Source organism: Leptolyngbya sp. FACHB-711 (assembly GCF_014695615.1).
Lineage (GTDB): Bacteria > Cyanobacteriota > Cyanobacteriia > Elainellales > Elainellaceae > Leptolyngbya_A.
In genome coordinates, this window is record NZ_JACJOR010000337.1 from 1 (window position 1) to 26,101 (window position 26,101).

Genomic DNA, 26,101 nt, shown 5'->3' on the forward strand with positions numbered 1-26,101 from the left:
TCGTCAGCACACGCTATTTCACTGGTGGAGGCAGGCATAAAATAGTGTTACTTTACTATCCGGATTCCGTATCAGGAGGGTTTCCAGTACAAAGAAATGGGACTAGAAGGAAAATTGAAGCGTTTACCTAGTGCAAACCTAAATCCGATCGCAGCGAACTTCTTGCGTCTCACGGCTGATTTTGAGTTACAAAGTAGCAAAAATCAGTTTCATCCTGTAGTATTTCCGAACTTCGTTGAGAAAGTCGTGAGGAATGGCTTTAGTCGTCAAAGTTTGAGATAGGGTAAACGAAATGGTTACACTTAATCACAAGCTGTTTGCCTGTCTCAATCAACAGACAGGTAAATCGGTCACGGTTAGCCAGAATGACTTTCAAGCGGCTGATTCAGAAGACGACGCCGCTGCTGATTGAAACTGGAAGACGCAATCTGAAAGAACGCAATCTGAAAGACACAATTCAGAAAGCGCAAAAAAACTAGAGTCTGATGACTATCTACGGCTTCCCAGTCCGTTGAGGATTCACGAATTAAGATTCACGAACAGGTCATCATGAAGCAATTTTGCACTGAGATTGAAGCCGCGATCGACAAACCGCTTTAAAACAAATCGCAATCGATTGGCTAGAAGCAAATACGATCCCCTATGATCCCCAATAAGACCTTTCAAGAACCGCTTCTCTTTGCTATGACTCTTCTCGTCGTTGCCACCAGTAATCCCGGTAAGTTAACGGAAATGCAGGCATACCTCACCGATCCATCGTTGCCGTGGAAGCTGAGCCTGAAGCCCAAAGCATTGGAAATCGAAGAAACCGGAACCACCTTTTTAGAAAATGCCTGTTTGAAAGCGTCTCAGGTGGCAAAAGCTTTGGGGCAATGGTCGATCGCCGATGATTCAGGCTTGATGGTCAATGCGCTAAACGGCGCACCGGGAATTTACTCTGCCCGCTATGCTGATACTGATGCCGATCGAATTGCGCGGCTTTTGCGAGAATTAGACCATCAGCCTGATTCTCCTGCAGGAGGAACTGCTTCGCATCGACAGGCGCAGTTTGTTTGTGCGATCGCGCTGGCACGTCCCGATGGATCGATCGCCCTGCACACCGAGGGGATTTGCGTGGGAGAAATTATCAGCGCGCCGCGAGGTTCAGGCGGCTTTGGCTATGACCCGATTTTTTACGTGCCGGAAGCAGGCATGACTTTTGCTGAAATGCCCCCGGAACTGAAACATCGCGTCAGCCACCGGGGGAAAGCATTTGAGGCACTCTTGCCTCAGCTTAAAGAAATCAACCCGGAATCTTAAATCGCTTCCTGGTTCTTTTCCCCTGTCCGAATTCGCACAATTTGATCGACAGGGGAGATGAAGATTTTACCGTCGCCGATTTCCCCAGTTCGTGCAGCCGAGATGATTTTGTCTACCACCATGTCTAGCTGATCGTCTTCGACAACGATTTCAACTTTTAGCTTTTGCAGAAATTCAACCGTGTATTCAGAGCCGCGATAGCGTTCGGTTTGTCCCTTCTGCCGACCAAAGCCGCGTACTTCAGAAACCGTCATCCCAACAATCCCGGCATTCACCAGCGCGATCTTGACTTCATCAAGTTTAAAAGGACGAATGATTGCTTCAACTTTTTTCATGGACTTTGTAAGCTCCCTTAGTTCTTAGTGCATTGCAGGCTGGGTTGCCTGACTGTTTCTATCACCGCTACCAAAAATAATTTTGTAGTATAAGCTACGGTTTGCTTAGCGGAGACAATTCCTCTTATTTTCTACTGAATAATCTGCGATTCATGAGGCGATATACAGCTTTAATCAATTTCAATTCTCCTTAAAGCAGCACTGAAGTAAAGCTCAATATCCGATTTCATTTTCAGCACATTCCCCTCAGAATATTAGAAAGCAAGCTGTCCAGTGCATTCGCGTGAGGAACGAGGCGATGGCGATCGTCAATCACATTATTGAACTAGAAACCACAGCCGGAATCGAAGTGTACGACATTACGGCACACATTCAGGCGATCGTTTCAAAATCGAACCTTCAAAACGGACAGGCGTTAATCTTTTCGCGCCACACCACCACCGCTTTAGCCATCAATGAATTCGAGCCGCGCCTGATGCAGGATGTGAAAGCCTATCTGCGAAAACTCGCTCCCGAAGCCGATCCCTACCTGCACAACGATCTGCACCTGCGCCCCAACATTCCCCCCGACGAGCCAGTGAACGCCCACGCTCACTTGATGGCAATGACGCTCAGCACCAGCGAGATTGTCCCGATCGCAAACGGCAAGCTGACCCTGGGAACCTACCAAGCGGTACTGCTGTTTGAGCTGGATGGTCCAAGGCGGCGATCGGTGTTTTGTCAGGTTTGGGGGGAGTGAAGGAGTCAATTAATTCAGCAAGGCAAGTGCTTCTGGCTGGGGAGGGCCGTATTGTTCTAATACCTGGCGGGTTTGGGCGAGGCTGGCAGCAAGATCGATATCTGCCTGGGTTAGGAGTCCGATCGCCTGCTGGGGATGATCCCGATCGACAACGGGAAGCTGATGCAGTCCTCTGGTGGTCATGCGATCGGTGGCTTCCGTCAGGGATTCATCGGGATAAGCGTAGACCATTTTAGTGGTGCAAAGATCAGCGATCGGCTGCTGTAATAGCATGATGCGGTCTTCAGCAGATTTCGATCGCGTCACTATGCGGGTAATGTCATTCAGGGTGAAGATGCCGACAAGCTGATTCTCAGCGTCAATAACCAGGGCACTGTGACAGCGATACTGGACAAATTGTTGGGCGGCGATCGCCAGGGTAAAATCGCTCCTGAGCTGAAGCGGAGCCGGGTGCATGACGTCTGCAACGGTGAGGCGAGACACATCAGGATGGAGAACAGCTTCAACAGGTTCATTCTGTGCCGCGTTGTCAATCACGACTTTCGGCTCCAAATATTCAGCCGTCCAGATGCTCAAGCCTACTGCTGCCATCAGAGGCAACACAATCCGGTAATCGTTGGTGAGTTCAAACAGCAGCAAAATTGCCGTCAGCGGGGCACGCACACTCGCCGCCAGAAATGCCGCCATGCCCACCATCGCATAAGCCGGAGGAGAAGCCATGTAGTCGTGCAGCATCGGTAAGCCGATCGCCAAAACCTTCCCGTAAACTGATCCCAGCGATGCCCCCAGGAACAGCGCAGGCGCAAACACCCCGCCCACAAAGCCACTGCCAAAGCTAATCGCCGTCATAATCAGCTTCATCACTAGCAGAGCTACCACCAACGGAAGCGGAAACTGCACGTCTTGCAGCATCGACTCAACGGTTTCATAGCCCACGCCCAAAATTTGCGGCAGCTTCAGAGCAACCAACCCCAGCACGGCTCCGCCAATGACCGGATGGAACGGTTGGGGAATTTGACCGATCCATTCCAGTCCGGCAATTTGCCCCTGAAAGCAGCGTTGAGACAGCCGCAGGGCGCGAATGTGAATCAGCGACAGCAGACTTGCCAGCAGCCCCAGTCCAACGTACAGCGGCAGTTCCAGCACACTTCGCACTTCGTAGGCGGGCAACGTGAACGCAGGCTGTGCCCCCATTCCAATTCGGGCAATCCACGCCGCTACGACCGCCGCCAACAGCACAACACTCGCCGCCGATGCTGCAAACGTAGTGCCCATGACGACTTCCAGCGCAAAAAAGACTCCGGCGATCGGTGCATTAAATCCTGCCGCCAATCCTGCCGCCGCCCCTGCACTCAGCAACAATCGCCGCCGCTCCTGCGATACCTGAAGCACTTGCCCCAGCAACAAACTAAAGTACGCTCCAATTTCCACACTCGGACCTTCTGGACCTAGCGATGCCCCACTCCCCAGCGAAATCGAGGCGGCAACCATCTTAGTCACGGGATTAATCAGCAGCAGCTCGCGGCTTTCCTGGACCACTTCTACCAGCGTGGTCAGTCCCGGACCAAAATCCTGCATTCGCCAGCGCATCAGCCCCACAATCACCCCACCCAGCAGGGGAATCAGGGCGATCGTCCAGTGTCCCCAGATTGACAAAAAGCTGGACACCTCGCCAAACATCAGATCATGGGTCCACTGAATCAATGCTCGAAACAAAACTACCCCCGCTCCCGCTCCTGTTCCCACCAGAACCGCCAATAGCAATACGATCGCCTCTGGGGTGGGCTGGAGCTGTTTGAGGAATTGTTTGAGCGGTGGCGGTTCAGGCGTAGCAGCAGACGGGCGTAGATGCCCCTCGGATTCAGTCATGGGCTTCATCGGACATTGGGGCAGGGTTGAGCGGCAAAGTCAGGGAACTAGATCGAGCAACTTTAAGCAGGACGAATTCCTGAAGCAGGCGATCGAGGTACAGCGTTCTTACTAAACTAAACGAATCAGCCTAAATGAATCAGCAAACAAATAAGCAAAAGCAGGACGCACCCCAGCAGATGCGACACCGATCGGAGAATAGCAATATCCTTCACTCTATTTTGCGTGATCGGGCGGCAGAATAGGTTGTTCTCTAAGCCACTTTCTGACTTGCATCTGAGGTTTTTTTATCAGGTTTCCTCAACTCTAAAATTAGGGTGAGATCCGTACCTTAGCGCAGTCTATTCTTCTGCCATAAACGGGTTGTGCCTGTGCTAACCTAGTAGAGTTGTCAAAATTCACACATTCAGTATTTCGGGTGTTTTTGCGCTGTTTTCGTCTGCCCAAGCTCATTCTTCCTTAGAAATAAGTGACAGAGAAATAAGTCATAGCGACGATTACCTCTTCGAGAAACTGCGAAGCAAGCGGCAAAGATACAACTGGATGGCGGATTAACCCGAAAGGAGAAAATCATGCCTGTTGTTTCATTGGCTCAATTATTAGAGTCAGGGGTTCACTTTGGTCATCAGACACGTCGCTGGAACCCCAAGATGGCTCCCTACATCTACACGGCTCGAAATGGCGTTCACATCATTGACTTGGTGCAGACCGCTCAGCTGATGGAGGAAGCGTACACCTACCTCCGCAATGCGTCGGAGCAAGGCAAGCGCGTTCTGTTTATCGGTACAAAGCGTCAGGCAGCCGGAATCATTGCTCAGGAAGCAAGCCGCTGCGGTGCGTTCTACGTCAACCAGCGTTGGCTGGGCGGAATGCTAACCAACTGGACAACGATCAAAACCCGCGTCGATCGCCTCAAGGAACTGGAGCGCAGACAGGAAACGGGCGCACTCGATCTGTTGCCTAAAAAAGAAGCGGCAGTGCTGCGGCGTGAACTCGAAAAGCTGCAGAAGTACCTCGGCGGCATTCAGGGAATGCGGAAACTGCCCGATATTGTGGTTCTGGTAGACCAGCGGCGCGAATATAACGCCGTTCAGGAGTGCCAGAAGCTCGATATTCCGATCGTCTCACTGCTGGATACGAACTGCGATCCCGATACGGCGGATATTCCGATCCCCGCAAACGATGACGCGATTCGATCGATCAAGCTCATCGTGGGCAAACTGGCAGACGCGATCTATGAAGGTCGTCACGGTCAGCTCGACGCTGAAGAAGACTACGAAGACTACGAAGGCGCAGAAGAAGAGTTCGAGTACGACGAAACCGAGCTTGTCGAAGAAGAAGAAGAAACAGAAGCGTAATTGGCGCGGGACAGGGTGAGAGCAGAATCTGTCGTGTGTGTTGCCGAAGACTTGCCTTATCCTGTCTCTTTTCCGGTAGGTTTATCTGTGAGCGATCGTTCTGGAGATGAACTCAAGAGGGTGTTTGAGGGGTGTTTTAGGTGCTATATTGCCCCCCAAATTCCTAATGCTAGGGAACTTTGAAACCCCAGGGGTCAGTAGGCTCTCCTTAGCCTTGGGAGACGAGGGGCGGTTCGGAGCGCAGACCGACCGAACAGCTTTCTGAGGCATCTCACAGAATGAATTATGCAAATCTCATCCAAAGCATATCTAGTTAGGAATTGAAGCATCATGGCGGAGATACCAGCAAAACTCGTCAAGCAATTGCGCGACAAGACGAACGCAGGGTTCGGTGACTGCAAGAAAGCCCTGGAAGCCACCGATGGCGATATGGAAAAGGCGATCGAATGGCTCCGTCAAAAAGGGATTACAAAGGCAGAAAAAGCTTCGGGCAAGATCACGGCTGAAGGCTTGGTCGGCAGCTACATCCACATCGGCGGACGGGTTGGCGTTCTGGTCGAAGTCAACTGCCAGACTGACTTTGTGGCGCGAAACGAAGAGTTTCAGGGATTGGTGAAAGACATTGCCATGCAGATCGCTGCTTACCAGAACGTAGAGTACGTCCGGGTAGAAGACATTCCGCCAGACGTGATCGAAAAAGAAAAGTCGATCGAAATGGGCAAGGACGACCTGGGCAATAAACCGGAAGCCGTCCGCGAGAAGATCGTGGCAGGACGGATCGAAAAGCGGTTGAAAGAACTTTCACTGATGGATCAGCCCTACATCAAAGACCAGACGATTACAGTTGGCGATCTGCTAAAGCAAAAAATTGCCAGCATCGGCGAAAATATCCAGGTGCGTCGCTTTGTCCGCTATGTGATGGGCGAAGGCATCGAAAAGAAAGAAGAAGACTTCGCCGCAGAAGTGGCAGCGCAAACAGGTGGAAAGGCATAAACCTGAGCCTGGGTTCTGATTTGGCGTTCTGATACGGATTGGGCGATGGGCGATCGAGAAGGTCATTTTCTCCGATCGTTCGTTGCCCATTTTGCTTTGCCCTCTAAAAGCAGAACCGGGTGAGGGCAGTGCTTCTGAAAGAAATCGCTATCCTGGAAAGCAGAAAAAGGGAAAATAAGGATCGATGGTGAGAAGCCTTAACCAGATCGAACAGGAGATGGCAGCCCTCCAGCAAGCGGTTGCATCGATCGCAGAAGAATTTCATGATGCCTATGGTGAATACCTGGACGCGCTGGGACATGCAGTCCGGCAGCAGCTCATTCTGGCTTGCTATCACCTCTGCACCCATGGCTATCCTGAAGCATTTCTCAGTCTTACGTTTAATCAGCGACAGGAACTTCAGCAAAGGCTGCGACAGTTAGCAAAGCAGGCACAGACGGAAATGAGAAGTGTGCTTCAGCCGATCGTGCCGCGTGATTTGTCGGGGGAAACGGAGGAGGAGGAACTAGAAGAGGGAGACGAAGGAGAGGAGGGGGATGAGGGAGATGAAGAAGACGAAGGAGACGAGGAGCTAGAGGAATCGATCGATCGGGTTGAGATGGGAACTGACCAGGCATTTCTGATAGGTGCTTCTGATCTCGATTTGCCCACTGCCCTTCGATTCCTTCAAGCTGCCATGCAGCCCGACCCAGCCAAAGTAGCCGACGCCCAGCAAGATTCTTCAGAGGATAACTCCCCAGATTCCCCAGATTCCCCAGATTCCCAATTTGAAAACGAACCTGACGACGAGCAAGACGACGAACCCCCGATCGAAGACCGACCGCTCACGCCCAAAGACCTGCTCTACTGGCAGCACAGGCTTGAAGAATCAGTGATGGAAATGCTGTATCACTGGTCCCATGCGACCAACCGACTGCTGTATCGAGCTGAGCTGCTGCCCCGTCAGCTTCCAGAACCAATTTTGGAAGTCGCAACCAAAGCAGAACTTAGTGCTGAGACAACGGCAAGTCTGCCTAATCTGCTGAGCCTGATGATCGAAACTCGATCGGAAAGCAGCAAACGACCGAGCATGACCACGATTACTGCAGTACGGCTGCGGCTATCTGAGATAGAGTTTTCCAATGGAAGTTTGAGCGTGTGGCGATCGCGAATTCGTGAACTTTCTGCCCGACTCAGTAAGATTGGACGAGACTATTATCAAAAGCAAAAAGAGCGCTCGACCGCGCAGGCAGAAGCCGCATGGCGATCGAGCTGGTATGAGGACTAGCGGAGTCAGTAACGCAGACTATGGATTGGCTCAGACTGCAAAAAGCACTCTCAGTTGAGGCGGAAAACGGGTTTAATGATTTGCGGGGCAATCAGTATCGCTTCAGCGAATTTCTCAGCCTCAGCCTGAATCAGCCGCCGACCGGATTGCCCGTGGCAGAGCGCAGGCGGTTTCGCGAGATCGCCGACCAGTTTACGGAATACACCGACCTGTCATTTTCTCAACGTCAGCATTTAATTGCTGAGGCACGCCGTTTGCTGCACAGTGCCCGCAAGCAGGTTGAGCAAGCTGAGTTAGCTTCGATTCCTCCCAAGGGAGAACTGCAAAGCATTGCTGTTGCGCCATCTGTTGCTGAGTCCAATGGCAAAACGACCAGCCCTGCTTCCAGTTCAAAATCTGCGGCAAAGTCAGGCGGTCAGGCGGTCAAAGCTCCACGTACTGTGCCGCTGGTCAGTTCCGATCGCAAAGGCAAAATCGCCCTCGATCAGGCAGTGACCTACTTACCGGGAATTGGCCCGAAGAACAGCGAAAAGCTGGCAAGGCTGGGCATTGATACGGTGCGCGATCTGCTGTTTTACTATCCGCGTGACCACATTAATTATGCGCGTCAGGTCAATATTCGATCGCTGGAACCGGGCGAGACCGTGACGCTGGTTGCCACCGTGAAAAGCTGCACCTGCTTTACCAGTCCTAAAAACAAGAAGCTCACCATCTTTCAACTGACGGTGGCAGATCACACGGGACGACTCAAGCTCAGCCGTTTCTTTGCCGGAACTCGCTATACCCGTGGCTGGCAGGAGCAGCAAAAGCGAATGTATCCACCGGGAGCCGTGATTGCTGCTTCGGGCCTGGTGAAAAAAGATAAGTATGGAGCAACGCTGGAAGATCCGCAGATTGAGGTAATGGATCATTCGGGGGCGTCGATCGATTCACTGAAAGTCGGGCGAATTGTGCCAATTTATCCGCTTACCGATGGCGTAGAAGCCGATATCGTGCGGAAGGCAGTCGTTGCAGCGTTACCCGCCATTTCCCAGATTCAAGATCCGCTGCCCGATGGCTTGCGGCAAAAATATGAGCTGATTGAGCTGAAAGGGGCGATCGGCTCGATCCACTATCCGGCTGATGAAGCGGCTCTGAATGACGCCCGCCGTCGTCTGGTGTTTGATGAATTTTTCTATTTGCAGCTCGGATTACTGCGGCGCAAACAGCAGCAAAAAAAGGAAACGACTGCCACGCTTGCCCCCACCGGACAGTTGATCGAGCAGTTTTACGAAGTGCTGCCCTTCCGCTTCACTGATGCCCAACAGCGCGTCGTCAACGAAATCCTTACCGATCTGCAAAAGCCAACACCGATGAATCGACTCGTGCAGGGCGATGTCGGATCGGGAAAAACAGTGGTGGCAGTGGTGGCAATTCTGGCAGCGATTCAGTCGGGATATCAGGCAGCGTTAATGGCTCCCACCGAAGTTCTGGCGGAGCAGCACTATCATAAGCTGGTGAGCTGGTTTAACCTGCTGCATTTGCCTGTCGAGCTATTAACCGGATCAACAAAGGTCGCGAAACGGCGCAAACTGCTCGCTGAGCTATCGACTGGAGAATTGCCCCTGCTGGTGGGAACCCATGCACTGATCGAAGACCCGGTACAGTTTCAGCGATTGGGCTTGGTCGTGATCGATGAGCAGCATCGCTTTGGCGTGGGACAGCGAGCAAAACTTCAGCAAAAAGGCGATTATCCCCATGTCCTGACCATGACAGCAACGCCCATTCCCCGCACTCTGGCTCTGACGCTGCACGGAGACTTAGACGTAAGCCAGATCGATGAACTGCCGCCCGGACGCAAAGCGATTCAAACCACGGTGCTGACGGGACGCGATCGCAACCATGCCTATGAACTGATCAAGCGGGAAGTCGCGCAGGGACGGCAGGTGTATGTAGTGCTGCCGCTGGTCGAGGAATCAGAAAAACTCGATTTGAAGTCGGCGATCGAGGAATATCAGCACTTAAGCGAAGGGGTCTTTCCTGAATTCTCGGTGGGACTGCTGCACGGGCGCATGAGTTCGGCAGAGAAAGATGAGGCGATCGGCAAATTTCGCGATAACGAAACCCAAATTATTGTCTCAACCACGGTCATTGAGGTGGGAGTGGATGTTCCGAATGCCACAGTCATGCTGATCGAACACGCCGATCGCTTTGGGCTGTCCCAGCTTCACCAGCTTCGCGGACGGGTCGGCAGAGGCGGCAATCAATCTTTCTGTCTGCTGATGAATACCTCAAAAAATCAAACAGCAGCTCAGCGGCTCAAAGTTCTGGAGCAATCTCAAGACGGCTTCTTTATTTCAGAAATGGATCTGCGTTTTCGTGGACCTGGTGAAGTGCTGGGAATGCGGCAGTCTGGCTTACCCGATTTTGCCCTGGCAAGACTGGTGGAAGATCAAGACGTTTTGCAGGTAGCCCGTGACGCAGCAGAAGCCGTGATGGAAAGAGATGCTTCGCTGGAACGCTGGAGCCTGATGAAAACCGAGCTGGAATATCGCTATCGCAAGCTGCTGGGCGGCATGATTTTGACCTGAATTTCATCTAACCCTGCTTCTCAGACTTGAGTTCTCGACTGAGCAAAGCCACACTCAGCGTCACAGTCAGCACACCCATAATTTGAATGCCGTTTAGCGTTTCCTGAATCGTTAACCAGGCAAGCAGAGCAGTGAGAGCCGGATTGGTCGCAGCCACGATCGCTGCCGCCGTCGCACCCAGATAGCGAATGCCAAAGTTATTGAGCAAGTGACCCCCGAAGGAAACGATCGCCGATAACAACCCCGCAATCCAAAGAGCCGTCCAGGGTAACGACTGACTGTGAAAGTTCCACAGCAGCAGACTCATCCCGGAGAGAATCATTGTGGTTCCAAAACTGATCCAGGTGTAGGAAAAAGGATGAATCCGCTCGAAGCTCTTTTGGGCAATTACCGCGTAGAAAGCATAGGTGATACCCGACCCTAAGCCGGCAAGAATACCAATTAAGCTTGATCGATCGATTTGAGCATTGATCACAGGCATGGTGAAATAGCTGCCAATCAGCACAATACCCATCACAATCCAGCTCAACCGACTGGGACGATTGCCAAACCACCGCCAAGACAACAACGCAGTAAAAACAGGATAGGTAAAAAACAGCGTTAGTGCGATCCCGGTAGGAATCGTACCGATCGCAATATAAAGCAATGCCAGATATAAAAACATCAGCATCCCGCCACCCAGCGATTGCCAGAGTAGAGAACGATTCGATCGATCGCCAAGGTGACGCAAATCAGACCAGATGCTAGAGTGCAAAACTGGAGCAAACGAGGACGTTAAAGGCATCACGAGCAGCGTCCGCATGAACATGAGCAGAAACGAACTCGGCAAGGATGGGGTGACAAAACCACCCGTTGTAAAAAGACCTAAAATATCATGTTCTTTAAACAGAACTCTAACCAGAACGTTTTGAAAACAAAAGAAAACAGAAGATAACAAAACAATCAAAAAACCAAACATTTGAAATGACCAAGCTACAGGGACAGGACGAAGCGGAGTAAAAGCACTCGCGATATTCCAAACACATCATTTGAGTCAAGCCGATCTGGCAATTGTAGTATTAACTGCTCAAAACAATCAGCTAGAAACCCTTTAACCGCTAGAACACCACCAGAAAATGGTTCCTTCCTAGAGAATGTTTGAAGCGTCCTGCTCCTGTTTAAGTTCGGGATAAAGCTGAACCTGAAGCTGTTCTTTCAGGCGATGGGCGTGCTGCTGCTACTGCTGATTGCCGGACTGGTGGTAACGGCGTTAGGGCATTTCGACACGGTCATGCAGACTCTTGCCAGCCGGGATCGCGCCTCGGAATCGCTCTACTTTTACTATAAACGTTTCACCCGGAACCATTCCTGCATCCTGGGTCCGACGGTCTGGAATCTGTCGAAAGTGCTGCCGGACGATCGCTTTCCAGGACTCCTGTTGAGTGCGCTGTTTGGCTATACACAGCAGCTTTATCAAGTGCAGGCGATCGCATACATCCTGTTTTTAGCAACGGTTGGCGGCATTTATTTTCAGAGTTTAGGCGGTCGAATGTTCTTTCCAAAGTTCAAACTCAAAGCAAAGCGCAGCGATGTTCGCAGCTAATTTGCAGCTAATTCGCAGTTAAAAGGATTACGCTTTGTCCTGAGCGATCGCCCCGATCGTGCCGTTGACCGCTTGCAAATAGTCAGCAGGCGATAGAAAAATCATCAGTCCGCGCATTCCAGCAGAAACCGCAACCTGATCGAATAAATCGATCGTTTCATCAACATAGACAGGGTAAGGCTTTTTGCACGCCAGGGCAGTTACGCCACCCCGAATATACCCAGTCAACGGCTGCACATCCTTTAGCGGCACAGGTTCAGTTTTACGATTGCCGCTTAGCTTTGCCAGTGCTTTAAGGTCGAGATGAGCATTGCCCGGAATCACGGCAAGACAAATTCCAGTGCGATCGCCTTTGGTCACAAGCGTCTTAAACACCTGTTCCGGCGGCAGATTAAGCTTCACGGCAGTGCTTTCCGCGGCGAGATCTTCAGGATCAACCTCGTAGTTTAAAAGCTGATATCCAATTTCTAAGCTGTCAAGAATCCGCACGGCGTTTGTTTTCATTTCCCCTTCTTGCGCTCCTGCTCGCTTCGCAATTCCTTTTGCATTCGACATTTACAGCCCACTACAGGCAATTTTTGCAGTCGAATACACTGGCGGTTGGTCTTTCCGATTGGCTATGATCCAGACGGTTTAGTGAGTTTGTCTCTTCATCCTCCTGCCCGCCAATCCTGTGAATCCTATGCGCCGAGCGTCACTGATGCCCTCTACCTCGTCTACTTCGCCGCCCGATCGTCCTCCCTGGTACAGCCACATTTTTGCAGGACTCCGAATCAGGCTCAAAGTGTGGCGCGGCAAAAAAACCTTTGGCGGCGCAAATTTGCAGGGCGTTGATCTCAGCCGAGTTGATTTTATTGGAACGCTGCTGCTATGGGCAAACTTTGCCTGGGCAGTCTTGCTATGGCTGCAATTGACCGAGGCAGGCGTCGCAGGCGTTATTTTAATCTGGGCAAACCTGCTCTGGACGATTCTGGTCTGGATCAACCTGCGAGAAGTCATGCTCAAGGTAGCCGTTCCTCGACGCGGCAGCTTTAACCTGCCAATTCTAATTGGCATCGGCTTAGTTTGGGCAACCCTGATCTGGGCGATGACGATCGCAGCACAGCCAGGGAGAACGGCGATCGTCTGGGCAAATCCCAATATCTTGTTTCTTCTGTGGGCAATTTTGAGCCGGGTCGATCTGAGCAATGCCGATTTGAGTGGGGCAAATCTGAGCCATGCGAACTTGAGCCGGATTGATCTGCGCGATGCCCACCTGAGCCGGTCGAACCTCAGAAATGCCAATTTGCGAGAAGCGATTTTGCGCGGAGCGGATTTGAGTGGAGCCGACCTGAGTGGAGCAGATCTCACAGGAGCCGACCTGAGTGACGCTATCCTTCCTGGCGTAGACCTGAGCGATGCCGAACTCAGCGATGCGATTCTCAGCGATACCGATCTGCGCGACGCGAGCCTTTGCCGCGCCAATCTCACTGCCGCAAACCTGAGCTGGGCAAAAATCAATCGCGCTAATCTCAGTGATGCCAATCTAAGCTGGGCAAATCTCAGCCGTGCCAGGCTCAAAGAAGCGACCCTTAGCGGAGCTGACCTCAGCGGAGCCGATTTTCGTGAAGCATTGCTGCAAGGCGTAGATCTGGATCAGGTGGATCTGGGCGTGGTACTGGTGAAAGGCGCAAGATTCAACAAAAACCCCGGATTAACCCACAGCGATCGAATTAATTTGAAGGCAAGAGGCGCAATCCTGGAAGATCTGCCAGGCGGCTGGAGCGGGCGATCCACTCAGGAATCTATCTCCTGAAAATACAAATCCTTGCTTATGCCTTTAAGCTCAGGCAGGCACGACTAAACGACTGAACAATTTCTGCAAACTGAGCATTGCGTTCCATCAGTGCCATGTGTCCACCCGGAGCGATAACACTCAACTCTGCCCCAGGAATGGCCTGACTCATTCGATCGCTGGCAAACCGTCGAGTTGCAATATCCGACTTGCCCACCACAACCAGGGTTGGAACTGAGATAGTGGGAAGCGTCTGGGTCTCTTCAAACTTGAACATGGCCAGAACGCCGCGCGCCAAAATTCCTGGCGGTGCTTTAATGCCGATCAAACTAGAAAAATTAAGCTGTCCGCGTGTTTCTCGGCCCGTAAAGCCAGAAATCTCGGTCGTCAGCAGCGTCGAACCGTTTAGATAGCTCAGCCAGCTTGCCAACCACAGCACCGGAGAAAAGACGATCGCCAGATGCAGCAGTGGTTCGAGCAAAGGCTTTTGCAGTGCCAGCAGCAGCTTGCTCAGAGTCGTTGTTCTCAAGGGATTTGTATAAGTGCCGTCTACCAGAATCAGACCTGCCACGCGATCGCCTAACCGTTCTGGAAACAATCGGCTAAAAGTCAGCAGAATCATCGCGCCCATACTATGCCCCAGCAAAATCACAGGCTGATTCCCCGCCGCCTCGATCACCGCATTCAAATCACGCGCATATTTCTCCAGCGAATAGTCTCGATTCCGCGGCTTGCGAGATTTGCCCAAGCCTGGAAGATCCCAGGTGATCACGCGAAACTGCTCGGTCAACTGCTTCTTGGCGTAGTACCAGACCGTGCTATCCGGTCCCCATCCATGGGTCAGGATGATCGTTGGCACGGGATACGAAGCCGTTTCCCCCGTCGAGAAATCAGGCTCATAAAACTCCACCTGAATCTCACTGCCGTCTGGTCGAGAAAGTCGCTGAACCCGATCGCTGCGAAACGGTTTCGGTTCATCGCGTCCGGCACGGTGCAGCAGCAAAATCGGCAGCAAACCTAGAAACGACCACACTAGCATTCCCACTCCCAGGTATAGCCAGCGATCGCTCACCAACTCTCCTTCATGCCACTGATAGAGAATGTATGCCCCACCTCCAAGAATGAAAACGGACAGCACACTCGATAACAAACGAAGTATGAAGTCGATCGGCATAAACATCGCGAACTTTCCCCTTCCAGCGAGACAAATTAAGCCGAGACTAAAGGAAAAATCGGGGCGATCGTAACCCTCTCAGGATAGGCATAAACGGAGTCTTCAACGATTCTCAAGGTGCTGGGAAAATGTAGGTAGGATGAGCATCTGGGTGAAATCTCACCATCACATCAATATCGCTATCGGGGTGATGTTGCATAGAACGGAACGAAACAGGGCACGTTCTGTTACCTGTCTAAAGCATAAGCTTTGCTAGTCCTCGTTATAGCGGCTGAAGTGCTTTGCGCTCCTGGATAAATTCAAAGCGTCTAGATATCAAAGACTAACAGATAAACTCCAAGAACCGTCTCCACTGAGGGTTTGCAGCAGAACGTTCCGCTTCACCTGCCGCAGCATACTTCTCACTCTTAGCAATTAACCCTACTGTGGTCGGTGTGCAAGCAGATGGTTAGGCGCTGCCCCGTCCAGATTCGCCCACGCCCAGCACGCTGAAACAGCCAGGCTGATCCGGCAAACAACGCGATGAAGAACCCATTTAGCACCAGGATCTCTGCCGGTCCGCTCCACGGAAGACCCAACCTTGCGATTAGCGCGATCGCAGCAACCAATGCCTGAGCAATCGCCGTCGCGACCAACGCACGTGCCATCCCTTGGGGTTGGAGGCGCGCGATGATGGCACCGATAATTCCGACAGCGAGCACCCCGAAATACATCAGGTTGGCGGGATCGCCGTCCTTCCCGATGATGCCAACGCCAAGGCTTAGCCAGACGAGGATGAATGCTGCCGCGAGCGCAATGCCGACGGCAAACCAGTACGCGGTCCTGTTTATACGTGTTTGCATGAGCGCGTCTCCAATGTGATGCTAGGCTCCAACATGCAATAAAAATTTGAATTCATTGCGATCGCCTTAGCAATGTTTACTAATGAAAGCAGTTGCCTTTTTATGACTGAGCGCGATATTTGATGAACACATCAATTGTGTAGAAGCTTTGCTGTGAGGCATCCCCAAAAAACTGTTCACTACAACCCGCTCCCACTAGTAGAACGTATTTCAGGAAAGCCAGTTCCTCAAAAACATAGTTGCCAATAGTCACTAACCGATCGGCTTGCAGTCACGCCCCACCCAGGGTCGGCGGCACAACGTTTGAGCTAACCGGACGGAAACAAACTTTGCAGCCCAACACGTAATCTATACCCTGTTCCGGTTCAGCACAATCTTGTAGAGCGAAAAAATAAGTGTTCTTAACGAAGAATTGGCTCATCCCATCTTTTGGTGATCCAGCAGTAGGGAGTACAAGCAAAAGCCTCTCAAACTAAGGGTTAGCGGCAATGTTTGAGGTTTAGAGCGTCTGAGAGCAACAAGATGAGATTGAGAATCAATTAGAACATTAAATTTAACCGAGCTTGAACATGGCAAAGTAGATGCGTTAGCCAATAACGCACAAATGCCTTATCCATTAATTGGGTTAACTGGCGAGCAGGAATCGTCGTTCCAGTAGTTCAACGCCCGCACGACCGTACATTTGCCGCTTGAGCATCTTCAGCCGATTGATCTGCCCCTCCACTTGCCCATTACTGGCAGTGAAAGTCACGCCTGCTTTGACCGCATCGTAATCATCCCGTAAACTTCGGGCAAAGCGGATAAACGGGTTCAGACCGCTCGCTTCAGCCCGTTCTAGCCACCCGTCGAATTGTTCAAACTGTCGCTGCCGCACGATCTGAGCAAACGCTTGTGCGAGCGTGATGGCAGGAGCCACCTCAGATTGTTCAACCAGACGTTGAAGCAACTGTTTTTCATCTGCTTGCAGCGTTTCGGCTCGCCGGAGCACTAAAAAGGCTGCCCGCTTTGGGGTGAGCGGGGGGCGAGGCGAATCGACCACGGCGGGCATTCGATGGGACGGATACTGCCGCAGCCTCATGCCTTGGGCTTGGGCTAACTGCCGCACATAGCGGCTCACCGTCATGTAGCTTCCCCCATACCCCTGCTTCTGGATCTCTCGAAACAGGACTTTAACCTGCCTGTGTCCCTGATTGTACTGCTCTAGTAGATAGGGTTTGTAGGGGTTTAACAAACTCCTGCCCCGGTCACTGCGTCCTTGCCGTTCCGGAAAGCTTGTCGTTTTGAGATAGTGTTGCACCGTCCGACTGCTCAGCTTCACCTTTTTGGCAATGGCTCCAGTAGACCAACCTTGCTGATGCAATCGCCAAACCTTTTGATAGGTTTTGAGGCGTTGTGCCCGCTTTTGTAAGGCGCGCTGCTGGGCATCAAGTTGTGGGGATGTGGCAGGTGCGATCATCACGGTTGCACCATCCGGTGCATCTGCTAAGCGTTGAGCCGTATCAACGGCATCAAGAACCGCAGTATGGGGACTCAAGGTTTGTTCCAGCACTTGAGTAAAGTTCTGCAATAAATGAAAGCGATCCGCGATCTGCATTGCCTGGGGTGCGCCTTGATTCATGCCGCTGCGATAAGTGGCAGAACGGTCACGCGACAGAGCTTCGATTCCCGGATATTGCTCCAGCCATTGTGCCAGCGTGTTGGCTTCTCGGTCTTTGAGCAGGGCAATGAGACGCTGCCGTTCCAGATCCACCAGAATCGTGCCGTAGGATTGCCGTTTGGCGAAGGCAAAGTCGTCTACCCCCAGTACCGTTGGCGGTCTGATTGCAGGCAGGGGCACTCTTGCAAACAACGACAGCAGCGTGTTGTCCCGAATTCGATAGCCCAATTGCTGCCCCAATCGCTCTCCTGCCTTCCCACCGAGTTCGACTGCAATCGCAATCAAATGCTTTGCCAATCGCTCAGTCCGTCTTGACCAGGGCGCAGCTACCTGCGGCAATCGTTCGGTAAAGATGCGTCGCTTGCATCCTGGGGTGAGGCAAAAGAATTTGCGCACCTGAAGTTGGAGTCGGAGCGCGAAGCCTACACAAGGAAGGTCTTGCAGGCTACGGCAGTAGCGGCTATGAACCCGATGGCTGGTCTGCTGACATAGGGGGCAAATGGCTTGGCGCTGGGTGGAAGTAACGGTCAACTGGAGATCTTGAGTTGCCCGATTCAACTCCCAGCTTTCGAGGTGTAACTGGGTGGGGTCAGGTAAAAGCGGTTGAATGAAGATTAATTTCTCCTGATTCAGAGAATATATCTCTATCTTGCCAAAACTTCACCAAAAGATGGGATGAGCCAGAATTGCGTGTCAATTCGTAGGGTATGCGAAGAAATACATGTCAATTCGTGAGAGATAGCGAAGGAATACGTGTCAATTCTGAAGACCTATTTATTCCTACCTTTTCCAAAATTTTAGCTTACTCCTGAGATAGGTCTTGCCTTATAGCAAGCAAAAAGGTTTGCCCGTCTTTCATAATACTTGTAGGGGAAGGGAAAGAGGCAGGGGTCTGCAAATATTTAAGCGGTGTGAAGCGATCGCTGCAAGGAACATAAAATCATTTACACTCCCAAATTCCTTGCAAACTCTTCTATTAAGCAGAACTTAACTGCTGCGGAACAAGCGGAATTGTTAAAGAATGCAGAAGAATCTCAACTCAACTATGTCTCAAGAGATGACTGCGCTCCGGTCAGCCAATCCTCCGCAGTGGGCGGTTCTACCTCACATCTGTCTCCTCCCAATCACTCAACCACCGCATCGCTCTTTGATGATGTAGATCCGCTAACTGGGCGATCGCCCATCCACCTAACCTAAGTTAGTCAATTTTCGACATCTGTCGCAGAACGGGTTCCACATTTTGCCACAGTTGATTCAAGTTAGCCTGTTCTCGCTCAACTAATGCTTGCTCAAACAACTCTCGGATCGCTATTTCTGCCTGAGCAAACATAGGGAAATTCCTTACTTTGCCTTTAAAGAACAGGGTGCGATCGGGCACTCACAAGGTTCTAAACGAATCGGTGGCTCAAACTCCGTGATGCCGTATCGCTCCTTCAACGTTACCAAAACCTTTATGTAGGTAGGACTTTACCTGCCCATTGGTCATACCCATGCAGGGGATCGGCTCGGTTTCTGCCAGTTTGTCTGGACCTCTCCACACCGTTACGGCTACTGCATGAAGGTGAGCGTCCTTCCTTGCTTCTCGATAGAGGTAAAGCAGTCCGATCGCTGGAAACTCAACTGGGACAGCAAGTTTCTCCATCTCCGAGGCCGTTGATTCCTGGTGCTGAGAGGGCGCTCGCTTTCCTCGTCGTTTGGCATTACTTTCAATTCGATGACGGTAGTGAAGTACGAAGATGTTGTTCTATAGACTCTTTGTAGAGAAGAGTTGTTGTTGTATAGATAATCAGCCAGGTTTGCACCCAAAGCGCCTGCACCACAAATGGTCACAGAAAAATCCTTCAGCTTTGCCATGACGGTATCCGTTCGGTAAAGCTATTCGTGAAAAAAGATGCTCATTGTTTCACCACTCCCGGTGTTCCATCACACCCACTAGCGATTGCAGATCAAAGTCGCGATCGCGTCCACTGAGGCAAATGCCAGAACTCACAACGGTCAGATCCTCTTTGGCGATCGCACTGGTATGACGCACGCCATCTAATGTTGTCCAATCCACCGTCCAGTAATCCCCTCGATCCTGAAACTGGTGCAGTTCACCCCCACCCAGCTTGAGAGCTTGCTGCAACCGCTTTTCATCTCGTTGAGGTTGAGCAAATCCTTCTATTTGCTGAGTTGCTAATTCGTAAAGGGTTCGCATTTCTGGAGTCATCCCCTTGAACTGCAATTCCTCCATAGGAGCCAACTGCTTGAGATTGGATTGGAGGGTTTCGGCGATTGTAGGATCAGCACGGCGATCGACTTCTTCAAACCAGCAGGAATTGCCATTCCAACGAGCAAGAATTTGCTCAAAGGCAACGCTTTCTGTCACTAAATGCACAGCAACAGGTTTGACCGTCTTAAACCGCTGCCGCATATCGGCTTCACTGACAGGATATGCCAGCCAGGATTGATGTTGTAAGCGATATGCTAGCCGCAGTCGAATGGTCGGAAACTGCTGCAAGTAAGCAGCGACCTGAGGTAAATCTGCCCCTTCCATCAGCGTTGCAGTTTGTTCACCTGTGGGTTGAAAAATACCCCATCCTTCTGACGAGGTTTGGGAGTGAAGGTATAGACCATTCCTGCTGCCCGTGTCCGAACTCGTCCACCTTTGACACAGGGTGCAAGGAATTGAGTTGATTGCAATTGTGCCTCAGCACTGGCAATCTGGTTGAGTAGCTTGCGGATGTCAGTCATCGTTAATTAAGCGGTTGAAGGCTGTTGTAGTTGTTGCCTGCCTAAAATGAACGGCAGCAATTTAGCAATATTTCTGGCATCATCAATGCCTCGGTGATGAGTTCCTTCTAGCGCAACCCCTGCCAGTTGCAAAGCTTCTGCCATGCCATATCGCTTGGGTAAACCCTGAGTGCTACTGAATAGCTGTTTGAGGTTGACGTGCAGATAGGCAATGGGAAAAGGAACGTTATGATACTTACTGTCTTGTTTGAACTGGTTGCGATCGTAATCACCCCAGGAACCAAATACCTCATTGGGATAGTTTGATAGCCAATGTTGTAAGAGAGCGATCGCTTCCACATAACCTGGAGCCTGATCGACTTGCTCCTGAGTAATTGAGGTTAATGATTTACAAAACTCTGTGAGGACAGGATAGCGAGTAGGTCTGATAAACGTTTGGAACTCTTCAATTACGTTCAAGTTCTGTGCTTCAACCATTACGGCTCCAATTTCGATAATTTCCATCTGATGCCGCTTGATCGTGTCTTGGTTACAACAAGTCGCCTCTAAATCAAGGACTAAATAGTAATCGTATTGAGTTAAGTCCATCATCTATTCCTCCCTTTCCCTCACTTTTACCTATCAGTTCTCGTTGCGTAAAACCTCACGCACTTCCATCAAAATTTGCCCTAATTTATTTTTGCCGCTGCCATCTTTGCCGCAACCCCAGTAGTAATCAATCGGAGAGTTCTCCACGAGCACTTCATCGCCAGTTGCCAGCAGTATCTCTTGGATATCTGCATGGATTCTAAACTTTTGCAGAACGGCTTTTCGCATCACATCATCCTTCACATGATTCCAATCCGTGCGGAGGGGAAGGGAGCGATCGCGCCCCATATTGGCTGCATCTTTAGGCGTTTTAGTTTGTCGTACCTTCTCTAGATAAGGAGTATCAATAAACTTCTGTGCCTGAAAATAATGCTCACTCGTCGCCCAATACAATTCATCCAGCATGAAACCATGTGCTGAGAAGTTAGAGAAGCAACCGTAGGGCTTTTCTCGTTCAACGTAAAAGTAAATGGTCATGGTTGCTCCTCGAAAATGAATGAATAGTCGTGCCAGTCACAGACGGGGTGATACCCAATTTGTTTGTAAATATGATTGGATGTAGGATTCGCTAAATCTGTAAACAGAAAGCAGCGATCGCATCCCTGGTCTAATAATTTCTGACTCAACGCAGCAACACAGGCGGTTGCATATCCTTTGCGGCGATACTCCAGCGGTGTATAAACAGGACCAATGCGAGCCGCTGTCGGTAAAGATTGGCTGCCACTTGCCCAAGAAACGGGAGTACCGTCGTCCCAAAGATGCACACTCTGGCGTTTCAACCCAGTCTCTACCATCCTTTCAGGCGTTTCACTCACCACTTCACCGATCTCAGCAACAAAGGCTTGAAACCAGTCCAGCAGCAATGGGCGATCGTCCTCAGTGGCAAGCCTGAGATGCCCCTTTGCCGTTGCTACAGGTTGAACCTGGGTTAGCTGATGGATTCGCATTTCCATCACCCTTTGATAGGGTTGTCCGGTGAGAGCCTGCCAGGATTGCAAAAACCTTGCTACCTCTGTCACTAACCCACCGGCACCCGGAATGGGCTTGCCCTGCTCCTGGACATTATGGGCAACTAACTGGAGCGCATCTAAGTCCATTACTTTAGACAGCACCAGCTTGTAGGGAGGGGTGCGAATTGCGACAGCCAAAATTCCATTATCGGCTTCCACGATCGCCAGGTAAGGCGGTTCAGGATATCGCTCTGGGTAATGCCGTAGCGTATATAGGATACCGAGTAATAGATTGTGTTCTGCCTCATACTGGAGTAAATAATCCTGAGCGCGATCGCAGAATTCTTGAAGGCTATCAAATCGACGTAATTGCATTGTTCATCTCCTTAGCACTCAGGACTCAGGATCTTTAAGTACTGGGGTGGAACCTGATCGACCAGCCAAACACCATTGTCTGAGCAGTAAAAAGTAAACCCGGCTTGCTGCATTGCAGTCGCAGCGATCGCAAAAATCACCGGACGACCATGCCGCATTCCAACTTTTCGTGCCGTTTCCACATCTTTCGACAAATGCACATGATGCCGTGACATCTTGAGCAGTCCTGATTGAAGAATGGCTGGCACCGATTGTTCCCCTGTTCCGTGATACAGCACATCCGGCGGAATTTGCGGTTGGAGTTCTAGATCAACCTCAACACTATGTCCTTGATTGGCTCGAATCCGAGTTTTGGTTTCATCAAATGAGAATCGCTGTTTGTCGCTGGTGGCAACCACTTCCTCTAATTCAGCGCGAGTGATGGGAAACTGATGGGCAGCACAAGCAGATAACAGATCATCGACGTTCACCCAGCCCCCGATCGCCAGAGTCAGTCCCAATCGTTCTGGTGCGTGTCGCAGATGTTTGCTGAGGTATTTGCTAATTTTGATCTGCCGTGTCTTGTCCATAACGTTCCTCCGCTTCAATCAATCTCCTGCGTGCAAGTTTTGAGAGCATTGCGCTTTCTCAGTTACTTGGGGCGCTCCAAGTCGTGGGTTATTACACACTCTTTCAAGGATGGCTACTTTTAAGCCCACCTCCCTATTCGCACTCCCCGTTCACAAGCACCCACTGCTTGTAGTGGTACGTTTCCTCTCGTACTCGTATGTAGGCTCTACAGGTTAGGGCATACAGGAGATCATTGAATGCTATCGCTTACCAAAAGAATTCCTGAATGGCGATCGCCGCCACCTCATACGCTTTTTTCATGTCGCTCATCACTATCATCTCCTACGGTTGAGCGATTATCTACAACTGCTAAGATTCATTAAATGCAATAGTTACTTCAAGCTGAATCTGAAGCAATATATGAGATTAACGATCTTTTTTAAAGGGAAAAGTTTTGTAAGCAAGACCATGCTTTTCAAAATCTACTAGACCATTGATTTCGATTTTCCTAGACTCAATGTAATCGCCCCGATATTGAAGAATTGAAAGCACTAATCGTACTACAAGATTTCCAAGCTTACGAAGATCTGAAAAAATGTTGTCACCACCAAACCCAGTGTGAACAATATCGTCCCTTATAGCTATAAATTCTAAGTTTGGGAATAAATCTTCGTATGGGGTTTTATAGAACTCAAACATTAGTTTAAGACTTGTTCGCAAACTGCCGATCTGATTAAAGGAACCCTCGGCAAATGATGCCTCTACCTTTTTTTTGAAAATCTGATACTGGCTTACAATCTCCTCGTTATCAAGGCTCTGCTCGTACTCGTCCAAAACGTTTAGAATTTGTTTCCGAATTTCCTTGTAAGTAGATTTTGGAAGTAATCTACTACTAATTTCCATAGAGTGGTGCTTATTGAGTGTCTCCAAAACTGTGCATAGCAATATAAATTCCACTGAAACTGCATCGCTAGAGAACGTTTCAGTGTACCAACGTAAAGCTGAACCTAATCCCTTATCCTTATCGCTAAAGTTCTCCCATGTTACCTTTGAAGCACACTGCTCAATGAATGAGACTAAGTGCGCCTGTTGCATCACAGCAATTCCACGACCTCTTTTGAAACACTGGCTACCAGGCCAATATTCAACTTTCTTCCGACCACCACTACTTTGACTTATCTCAATCCTATAAATCTCCTTGAGATATTTTCCAGTTGCGAATGAGATCAACAATTCAAACCATGCAAAGTAAGTGCTGTATGAAATTACCTCGATTTCATTTTCATCTATAACTTTAAGTGTCATTTCGGCACTTAGAGTCTCATAATCTTTCCTGCCTATAGATGCAAGAGAAGCAAGACCAAATTCATATTTCGATTTCAGAAAACGAGTCGATAGATTTTGAATTAACTGTAGATTGGCAAGTCCATAAACAGCTTCTACTCCTCGACCTTCTGTACAATCAGGATGGTAATCAACAGATAAATTTTCTAGTCTAACGAGATATTTCTGAATTGTATCCTCAACTTCTGGTGCGACTTCTCTCTTGGATGATGCGGTGAAGTTGGGGTCTGCAATTTCTGCCTTTGTAACCCATCCTTCAAGAGTTCTTCCTTCAATAGCATAATTACCTTCGTAAGGCTGAACTAACTCTTTTTCAAATTTGTCTAAGTCTAACTGAAGAAGAAAAAATGGGTCTTCTAATTTATCCTGTGTAAGTTCTGGAGAATTTGTAAGTCTATATACTGATTCGGATTCATAAAACTTCTTATGATTTAGTCTTTCATACAACATTGAGCCTATTTCGAGAAAAATACTTCCATTTTTGTGACACTGAATACTAGCAGAAAAGTTTTCAATTGGTTGATTGTCATCCTCATGCAGTTTTTTCAAGCTTCCAACAAAACTAAACTGTTTTTGGATCTCCATATATTCCTATCTTCAGTTTGAAGTTTACTTGCCGAATTGAGCATTGCTCACTAGATTGCTGAATGAGCAATGCTACATTCTAACTTCACTTCTCTGCCCTTACAGGTAGTGGCGTGTCCAGAATCTCCATCAGCAGATCCAAACGAGACGGGCGGGTCAACAGCGGTACAAAGTTCGGCAAGCTGTAGTAGTCTCCCGCAAAGGTGAACGTCTCTACAGGTGCCTGCTGTCCCTTCAGTTGGCTCTCCAACCAGTTGCAGTAACCACCCACACGAACAATCACCACGTTTGGCATCACCGCCAACTCCCGGCAGTAGGTCTTGTAAACCTCACCGAAGTAGGGAGCCGCATTCTCACCTTCGTCCGTCACGACGATGATCTGATCTACGATTTGCCGCTTCTTCCGCATCGCTTCCAGAGGCGCACCGATGCTCGTACCGCCCCCTGCCTTGATGTGCTGGAAGGCCCGCTCCCAGTCGGTCAACTCCTTGCCCTGTGCCGTGACAGGATAGGGAATGTTGTCGAAGGCGTAGACAAATAGGTCTGCTTGGGTAATGCCAGAGATCAGGGCAGCCAGTCGCTTCCCTAACTCGATCGCATTCTCCATCGACCCCGACTTATCCACGAGCAAAGCAGTCGGACGGGTAATCACACCACGCCGCTTCACCTGCTCGTTGGTCACCTTCTCTAACCGGGCTAGGGTATCGTCATCGAGATCCGCTGCATCGGCTGCAACTTGAGCTTTGAATGCCGCAACCCACGCACTCTTCGATGCCTCGTCCAGCTTGCCATCAATCAACGCCTTCACCTCTGGGTGATCCATTGCCCCTCTTGCCTTGAGTGACTTGAGGCTGTTGATCACTTCCTGCGGAGTCATGCTGTTGATTAACGCCACCAGCACCGTTGGAGTCAGTTGCTTGATTGCACCAATGGCGATCGGGCACATCCGGCAGTTGGGGGACTCGAAATAGAATTAGCGAGAATGGAAGAGGAAACAAAAAAGGTGCGCCGAGTAGACGCACCCCAAACAATAAAAATCTCCTTCTATGCTAACGCTAAAACACATCGTGGAACTCGATGCCCTTGAGTTGCAACAGCTGTATGAAAACCTGCAAAGGAGCGTCACGCTTGCCAGTCTGGTCTTAGCGGCTTGGCAAATCGGGCTGTGGTTTGCCCGAGCATTAGTGAACCATCACCTCAATGAACGCGCCCAATTACCTCAGCTTTGGGGCAATTGTCATCAGTGTGGCAGTCGTTTGGAGAGTAAGGGGTTTGTGAGTCGTCGGATGCTGACGTTAGTGGGATGGGTTGAATGGCGACGACGGGTTGGACGGTGCCCACATCGTTGTGCTGGCAGTCATGATGCGCCATTTGATGCCGTACTTGGGATTGTCCCGTATCAGCAAACGTCGGTTGAACTGGTGCGTCTAGGTTGTCTTTTGGCTGTATTTCTACCGTTTGAGTTAGCCGTGCAACTGCTGTCACAGTTGTGTGGCATTCGTATTAGCGATGACACTG

At 50.3% G+C, this 26,101-nt stretch carries 26 protein-coding genes and 1 pseudogene; 10 read left to right on the forward strand and 17 right to left on the reverse strand.

Annotation, left to right across the window (positions count from 1 at the left end; all coding sequences use genetic code 11):
• The first annotated feature begins 684 nt into the window (after window positions 1-684).
• Window positions 685-1,299, forward strand: a complete 615-nt coding sequence (gene rdgB, locus H6F80_RS13855) for an RdgB/HAM1 family non-canonical purine NTP pyrophosphatase (protein ID WP_190792126.1) — start codon at window positions 685-687, stop codon at window positions 1,297-1,299.
• On the opposite strand, the gene H6F80_RS13860 is transcribed toward rdgB, so the two are convergent.
• Window positions 1,296-1,634 (reverse strand): P-II family nitrogen regulator, encoded by a 339-nt coding sequence (locus H6F80_RS13860; protein ID WP_190792127.1) that lies wholly within the window; start codon window positions 1,632-1,634, stop codon window positions 1,296-1,298. The two genes, rdgB and H6F80_RS13860, sit on opposite strands and share 4 nt — an antisense overlap.
• 298 nt (window positions 1,635-1,932) lie before the next feature.
• Here H6F80_RS13860 and H6F80_RS13865 point away from each other — a divergent pair, with 298 nt between their 5' ends.
• Entirely contained in the window at window positions 1,933-2,373 is a 441-nt protein-coding gene (locus H6F80_RS13865; protein ID WP_190792128.1) for a secondary thiamine-phosphate synthase enzyme YjbQ, read from the forward strand.
• Window positions 2,374-2,382: 9 nt separating this feature from the next.
• Here H6F80_RS13865 and H6F80_RS13870 read toward each other — a convergent pair whose 3' ends face one another.
• Window positions 2,383-4,242 (reverse strand): chloride channel protein, encoded by a 1,860-nt coding sequence (locus H6F80_RS13870; RefSeq protein WP_242067346.1) that lies wholly within the window; start codon window positions 4,240-4,242, stop codon window positions 2,383-2,385.
• 572 nt (window positions 4,243-4,814) lie between these two features.
• Between H6F80_RS13870 and rpsB the strand changes: the two genes are divergently transcribed.
• From rpsB to recG, 4 genes are all read left to right on the forward strand, one after another.
• Entirely contained in the window at window positions 4,815-5,600 is a 786-nt protein-coding gene (gene rpsB, locus H6F80_RS13875; RefSeq protein ID WP_190792130.1) for a 30S ribosomal protein S2, read from the forward strand.
• 330 nt (window positions 5,601-5,930) lie between these two features.
• Complete coding sequence (tsf, locus tag H6F80_RS13880; protein ID WP_190792131.1) at window positions 5,931-6,593, forward strand: translation elongation factor Ts; 663 nt, start codon at window positions 5,931-5,933, stop codon at window positions 6,591-6,593.
• Between the two features lie 184 nt (window positions 6,594-6,777).
• The gene (locus H6F80_RS13885) at window positions 6,778-7,860 is read left to right on the forward strand and encodes a hypothetical protein (protein WP_190792132.1); all 1,083 of its coding nucleotides are present in this window, start codon (window positions 6,778-6,780) and stop codon (window positions 7,858-7,860) included.
• Between the two features lie 20 nt (window positions 7,861-7,880).
• Window positions 7,881-10,430: an ATP-dependent DNA helicase RecG gene (gene recG / locus H6F80_RS13890; RefSeq protein WP_190792133.1), complete on the forward strand. Its 2,550-nt coding sequence runs from the start codon at window positions 7,881-7,883 to the stop codon at window positions 10,428-10,430.
• A 7-nt stretch (window positions 10,431-10,437) separates the two neighbouring features.
• On the opposite strand, the gene H6F80_RS13895 is transcribed toward recG, so the two are convergent.
• The gene (locus H6F80_RS13895) at window positions 10,438-11,232 is read right to left on the reverse strand and encodes a DMT family transporter (protein ID WP_518523580.1); all 795 of its coding nucleotides are present in this window, start codon (window positions 11,230-11,232) and stop codon (window positions 10,438-10,440) included.
• Window positions 11,233-11,631: 399 nt separating this feature from the next.
• On the opposite strand from H6F80_RS13895, the gene H6F80_RS13900 reads away from it, so the two are divergent.
• Window positions 11,632-12,012, forward strand: a complete 381-nt coding sequence (locus H6F80_RS13900) for an FTR1 family protein (RefSeq protein WP_242067347.1) — start codon at window positions 11,632-11,634, stop codon at window positions 12,010-12,012.
• A 27-nt stretch (window positions 12,013-12,039) separates the two neighbouring features.
• Here the strand turns inward: H6F80_RS13900 and ybaK are convergent, their stop codons facing one another.
• Window positions 12,040-12,567 (reverse strand): Cys-tRNA(Pro) deacylase, encoded by a 528-nt coding sequence (gene ybaK, locus H6F80_RS13905; protein ID WP_242067348.1) that lies wholly within the window; start codon window positions 12,565-12,567, stop codon window positions 12,040-12,042.
• A gap of 127 nt (window positions 12,568-12,694) precedes the next feature.
• Between ybaK and H6F80_RS13910 the strand changes: the two genes are divergently transcribed.
• Entirely contained in the window at window positions 12,695-13,807 is a 1,113-nt protein-coding gene (locus H6F80_RS13910; RefSeq protein WP_206755069.1) for a pentapeptide repeat-containing protein, read from the forward strand.
• Between the two features lie 16 nt (window positions 13,808-13,823).
• Here the strand turns inward: H6F80_RS13910 and H6F80_RS13915 are convergent, their stop codons facing one another.
• The 3 genes from H6F80_RS13915 to H6F80_RS13925 all read right to left on the reverse strand — a co-directional run bounded on the left by H6F80_RS13915 (window position 13,824) and on the right by H6F80_RS13925 (window position 18,074).
• The gene (locus tag H6F80_RS13915) at window positions 13,824-14,966 is read right to left on the reverse strand and encodes an alpha/beta fold hydrolase (RefSeq protein WP_242067349.1); all 1,143 of its coding nucleotides are present in this window, start codon (window positions 14,964-14,966) and stop codon (window positions 13,824-13,826) included.
• Between the two features lie 401 nt (window positions 14,967-15,367).
• On the reverse strand, window positions 15,368-15,802 hold the full coding sequence (locus tag H6F80_RS13920; protein WP_190792136.1) for a hypothetical protein: 435 nt from the start codon (window positions 15,800-15,802) through the stop codon (window positions 15,368-15,370).
• Between the two features lie 625 nt (window positions 15,803-16,427).
• Complete coding sequence (locus H6F80_RS13925; protein WP_190792145.1) at window positions 16,428-18,074, reverse strand: ISL3 family transposase; 1,647 nt, start codon at window positions 18,072-18,074, stop codon at window positions 16,428-16,430.
• Window positions 18,075-18,470: 396 nt separating this feature from the next.
• Between H6F80_RS13925 and H6F80_RS13930 the strand changes: the two genes are divergently transcribed.
• Window positions 18,471-18,656: a hypothetical protein gene (locus H6F80_RS13930; protein ID WP_190792137.1), complete on the forward strand. Its 186-nt coding sequence runs from the start codon at window positions 18,471-18,473 to the stop codon at window positions 18,654-18,656.
• Between the two features lies 1 nt (window position 18,657).
• On the opposite strand, the gene H6F80_RS30385 is transcribed toward H6F80_RS13930, so the two are convergent.
• The 10 genes from H6F80_RS30385 to H6F80_RS13970 all read right to left on the reverse strand — a co-directional run bounded on the left by H6F80_RS30385 (window position 18,658) and on the right by H6F80_RS13970 (window position 25,529).
• Window positions 18,658-18,789, reverse strand: coding sequence for a hypothetical protein (locus H6F80_RS30385; protein WP_277879150.1), 132 nt, complete (start codon window positions 18,787-18,789; stop codon window positions 18,658-18,660).
• Window positions 18,790-18,864: 75 nt separating this feature from the next.
• Window positions 18,865-19,101 carry a hypothetical protein gene (locus H6F80_RS29145; protein ID WP_199296567.1) on the reverse strand — a complete coding sequence of 79 codons (237 nt, stop codon included), beginning with the start codon at window positions 19,099-19,101 and terminating at the stop codon, window positions 18,865-18,867.
• A gap of 261 nt (window positions 19,102-19,362) precedes the next feature.
• Window positions 19,363-19,995: a hypothetical protein gene (locus tag H6F80_RS13940; protein ID WP_242067350.1), complete on the reverse strand. Its 633-nt coding sequence runs from the start codon at window positions 19,993-19,995 to the stop codon at window positions 19,363-19,365.
• Window positions 19,995-20,192, reverse strand: a complete 198-nt coding sequence (locus H6F80_RS31315) for a hypothetical protein (protein ID WP_242067351.1) — start codon at window positions 20,190-20,192, stop codon at window positions 19,995-19,997. Before H6F80_RS31315 ends, H6F80_RS13940 begins: the two co-directional genes overlap by 1 nt.
• Before the next feature lie 6 nt (window positions 20,193-20,198).
• A complete protein-coding gene (locus H6F80_RS13945; protein WP_190792138.1) occupies window positions 20,199-20,783 on the reverse strand; it encodes a 3'-5' exonuclease in 585 nt (194 codons plus the stop codon).
• A gap of 30 nt (window positions 20,784-20,813) precedes the next feature.
• The gene (gene ybiA, locus H6F80_RS13950; RefSeq protein ID WP_190792139.1) at window positions 20,814-21,257 is read right to left on the reverse strand and encodes a riboflavin biosynthesis intermediates N-glycosidase; all 444 of its coding nucleotides are present in this window, start codon (window positions 21,255-21,257) and stop codon (window positions 20,814-20,816) included.
• On the reverse strand, window positions 21,254-22,105 hold the full coding sequence (locus H6F80_RS13955; protein WP_190792140.1) for a GNAT family N-acetyltransferase: 852 nt from the start codon (window positions 22,103-22,105) through the stop codon (window positions 21,254-21,256). The genes ybiA and H6F80_RS13955 overlap by 4 nt, the downstream gene beginning before the upstream one ends.
• Window positions 22,106-22,116: 11 nt before the next feature.
• On the reverse strand, window positions 22,117-22,674 hold the full coding sequence (locus H6F80_RS13960) for an RNA 2'-phosphotransferase (RefSeq protein WP_190792141.1): 558 nt from the start codon (window positions 22,672-22,674) through the stop codon (window positions 22,117-22,119).
• 406 nt (window positions 22,675-23,080) lie between these two features.
• Window positions 23,081-24,583, reverse strand: a complete 1,503-nt coding sequence (locus H6F80_RS13965; protein ID WP_190792142.1) for a hypothetical protein — start codon at window positions 24,581-24,583, stop codon at window positions 23,081-23,083.
• Window positions 24,584-24,668: 85 nt separating this feature from the next.
• Window positions 24,669-25,529, reverse strand: a complete 861-nt coding sequence (locus H6F80_RS13970; protein WP_199296568.1) for a vWA domain-containing protein — start codon at window positions 25,527-25,529, stop codon at window positions 24,669-24,671.
• Window positions 25,530-25,698: 169 nt separating this feature from the next.
• Between H6F80_RS13970 and H6F80_RS13975 the strand changes: the two are divergent.
• Window positions 25,699-26,101, forward strand: a pseudogene (locus tag H6F80_RS13975) (ISKra4-like element ISLesp2 family transposase); the annotation flags it as partial.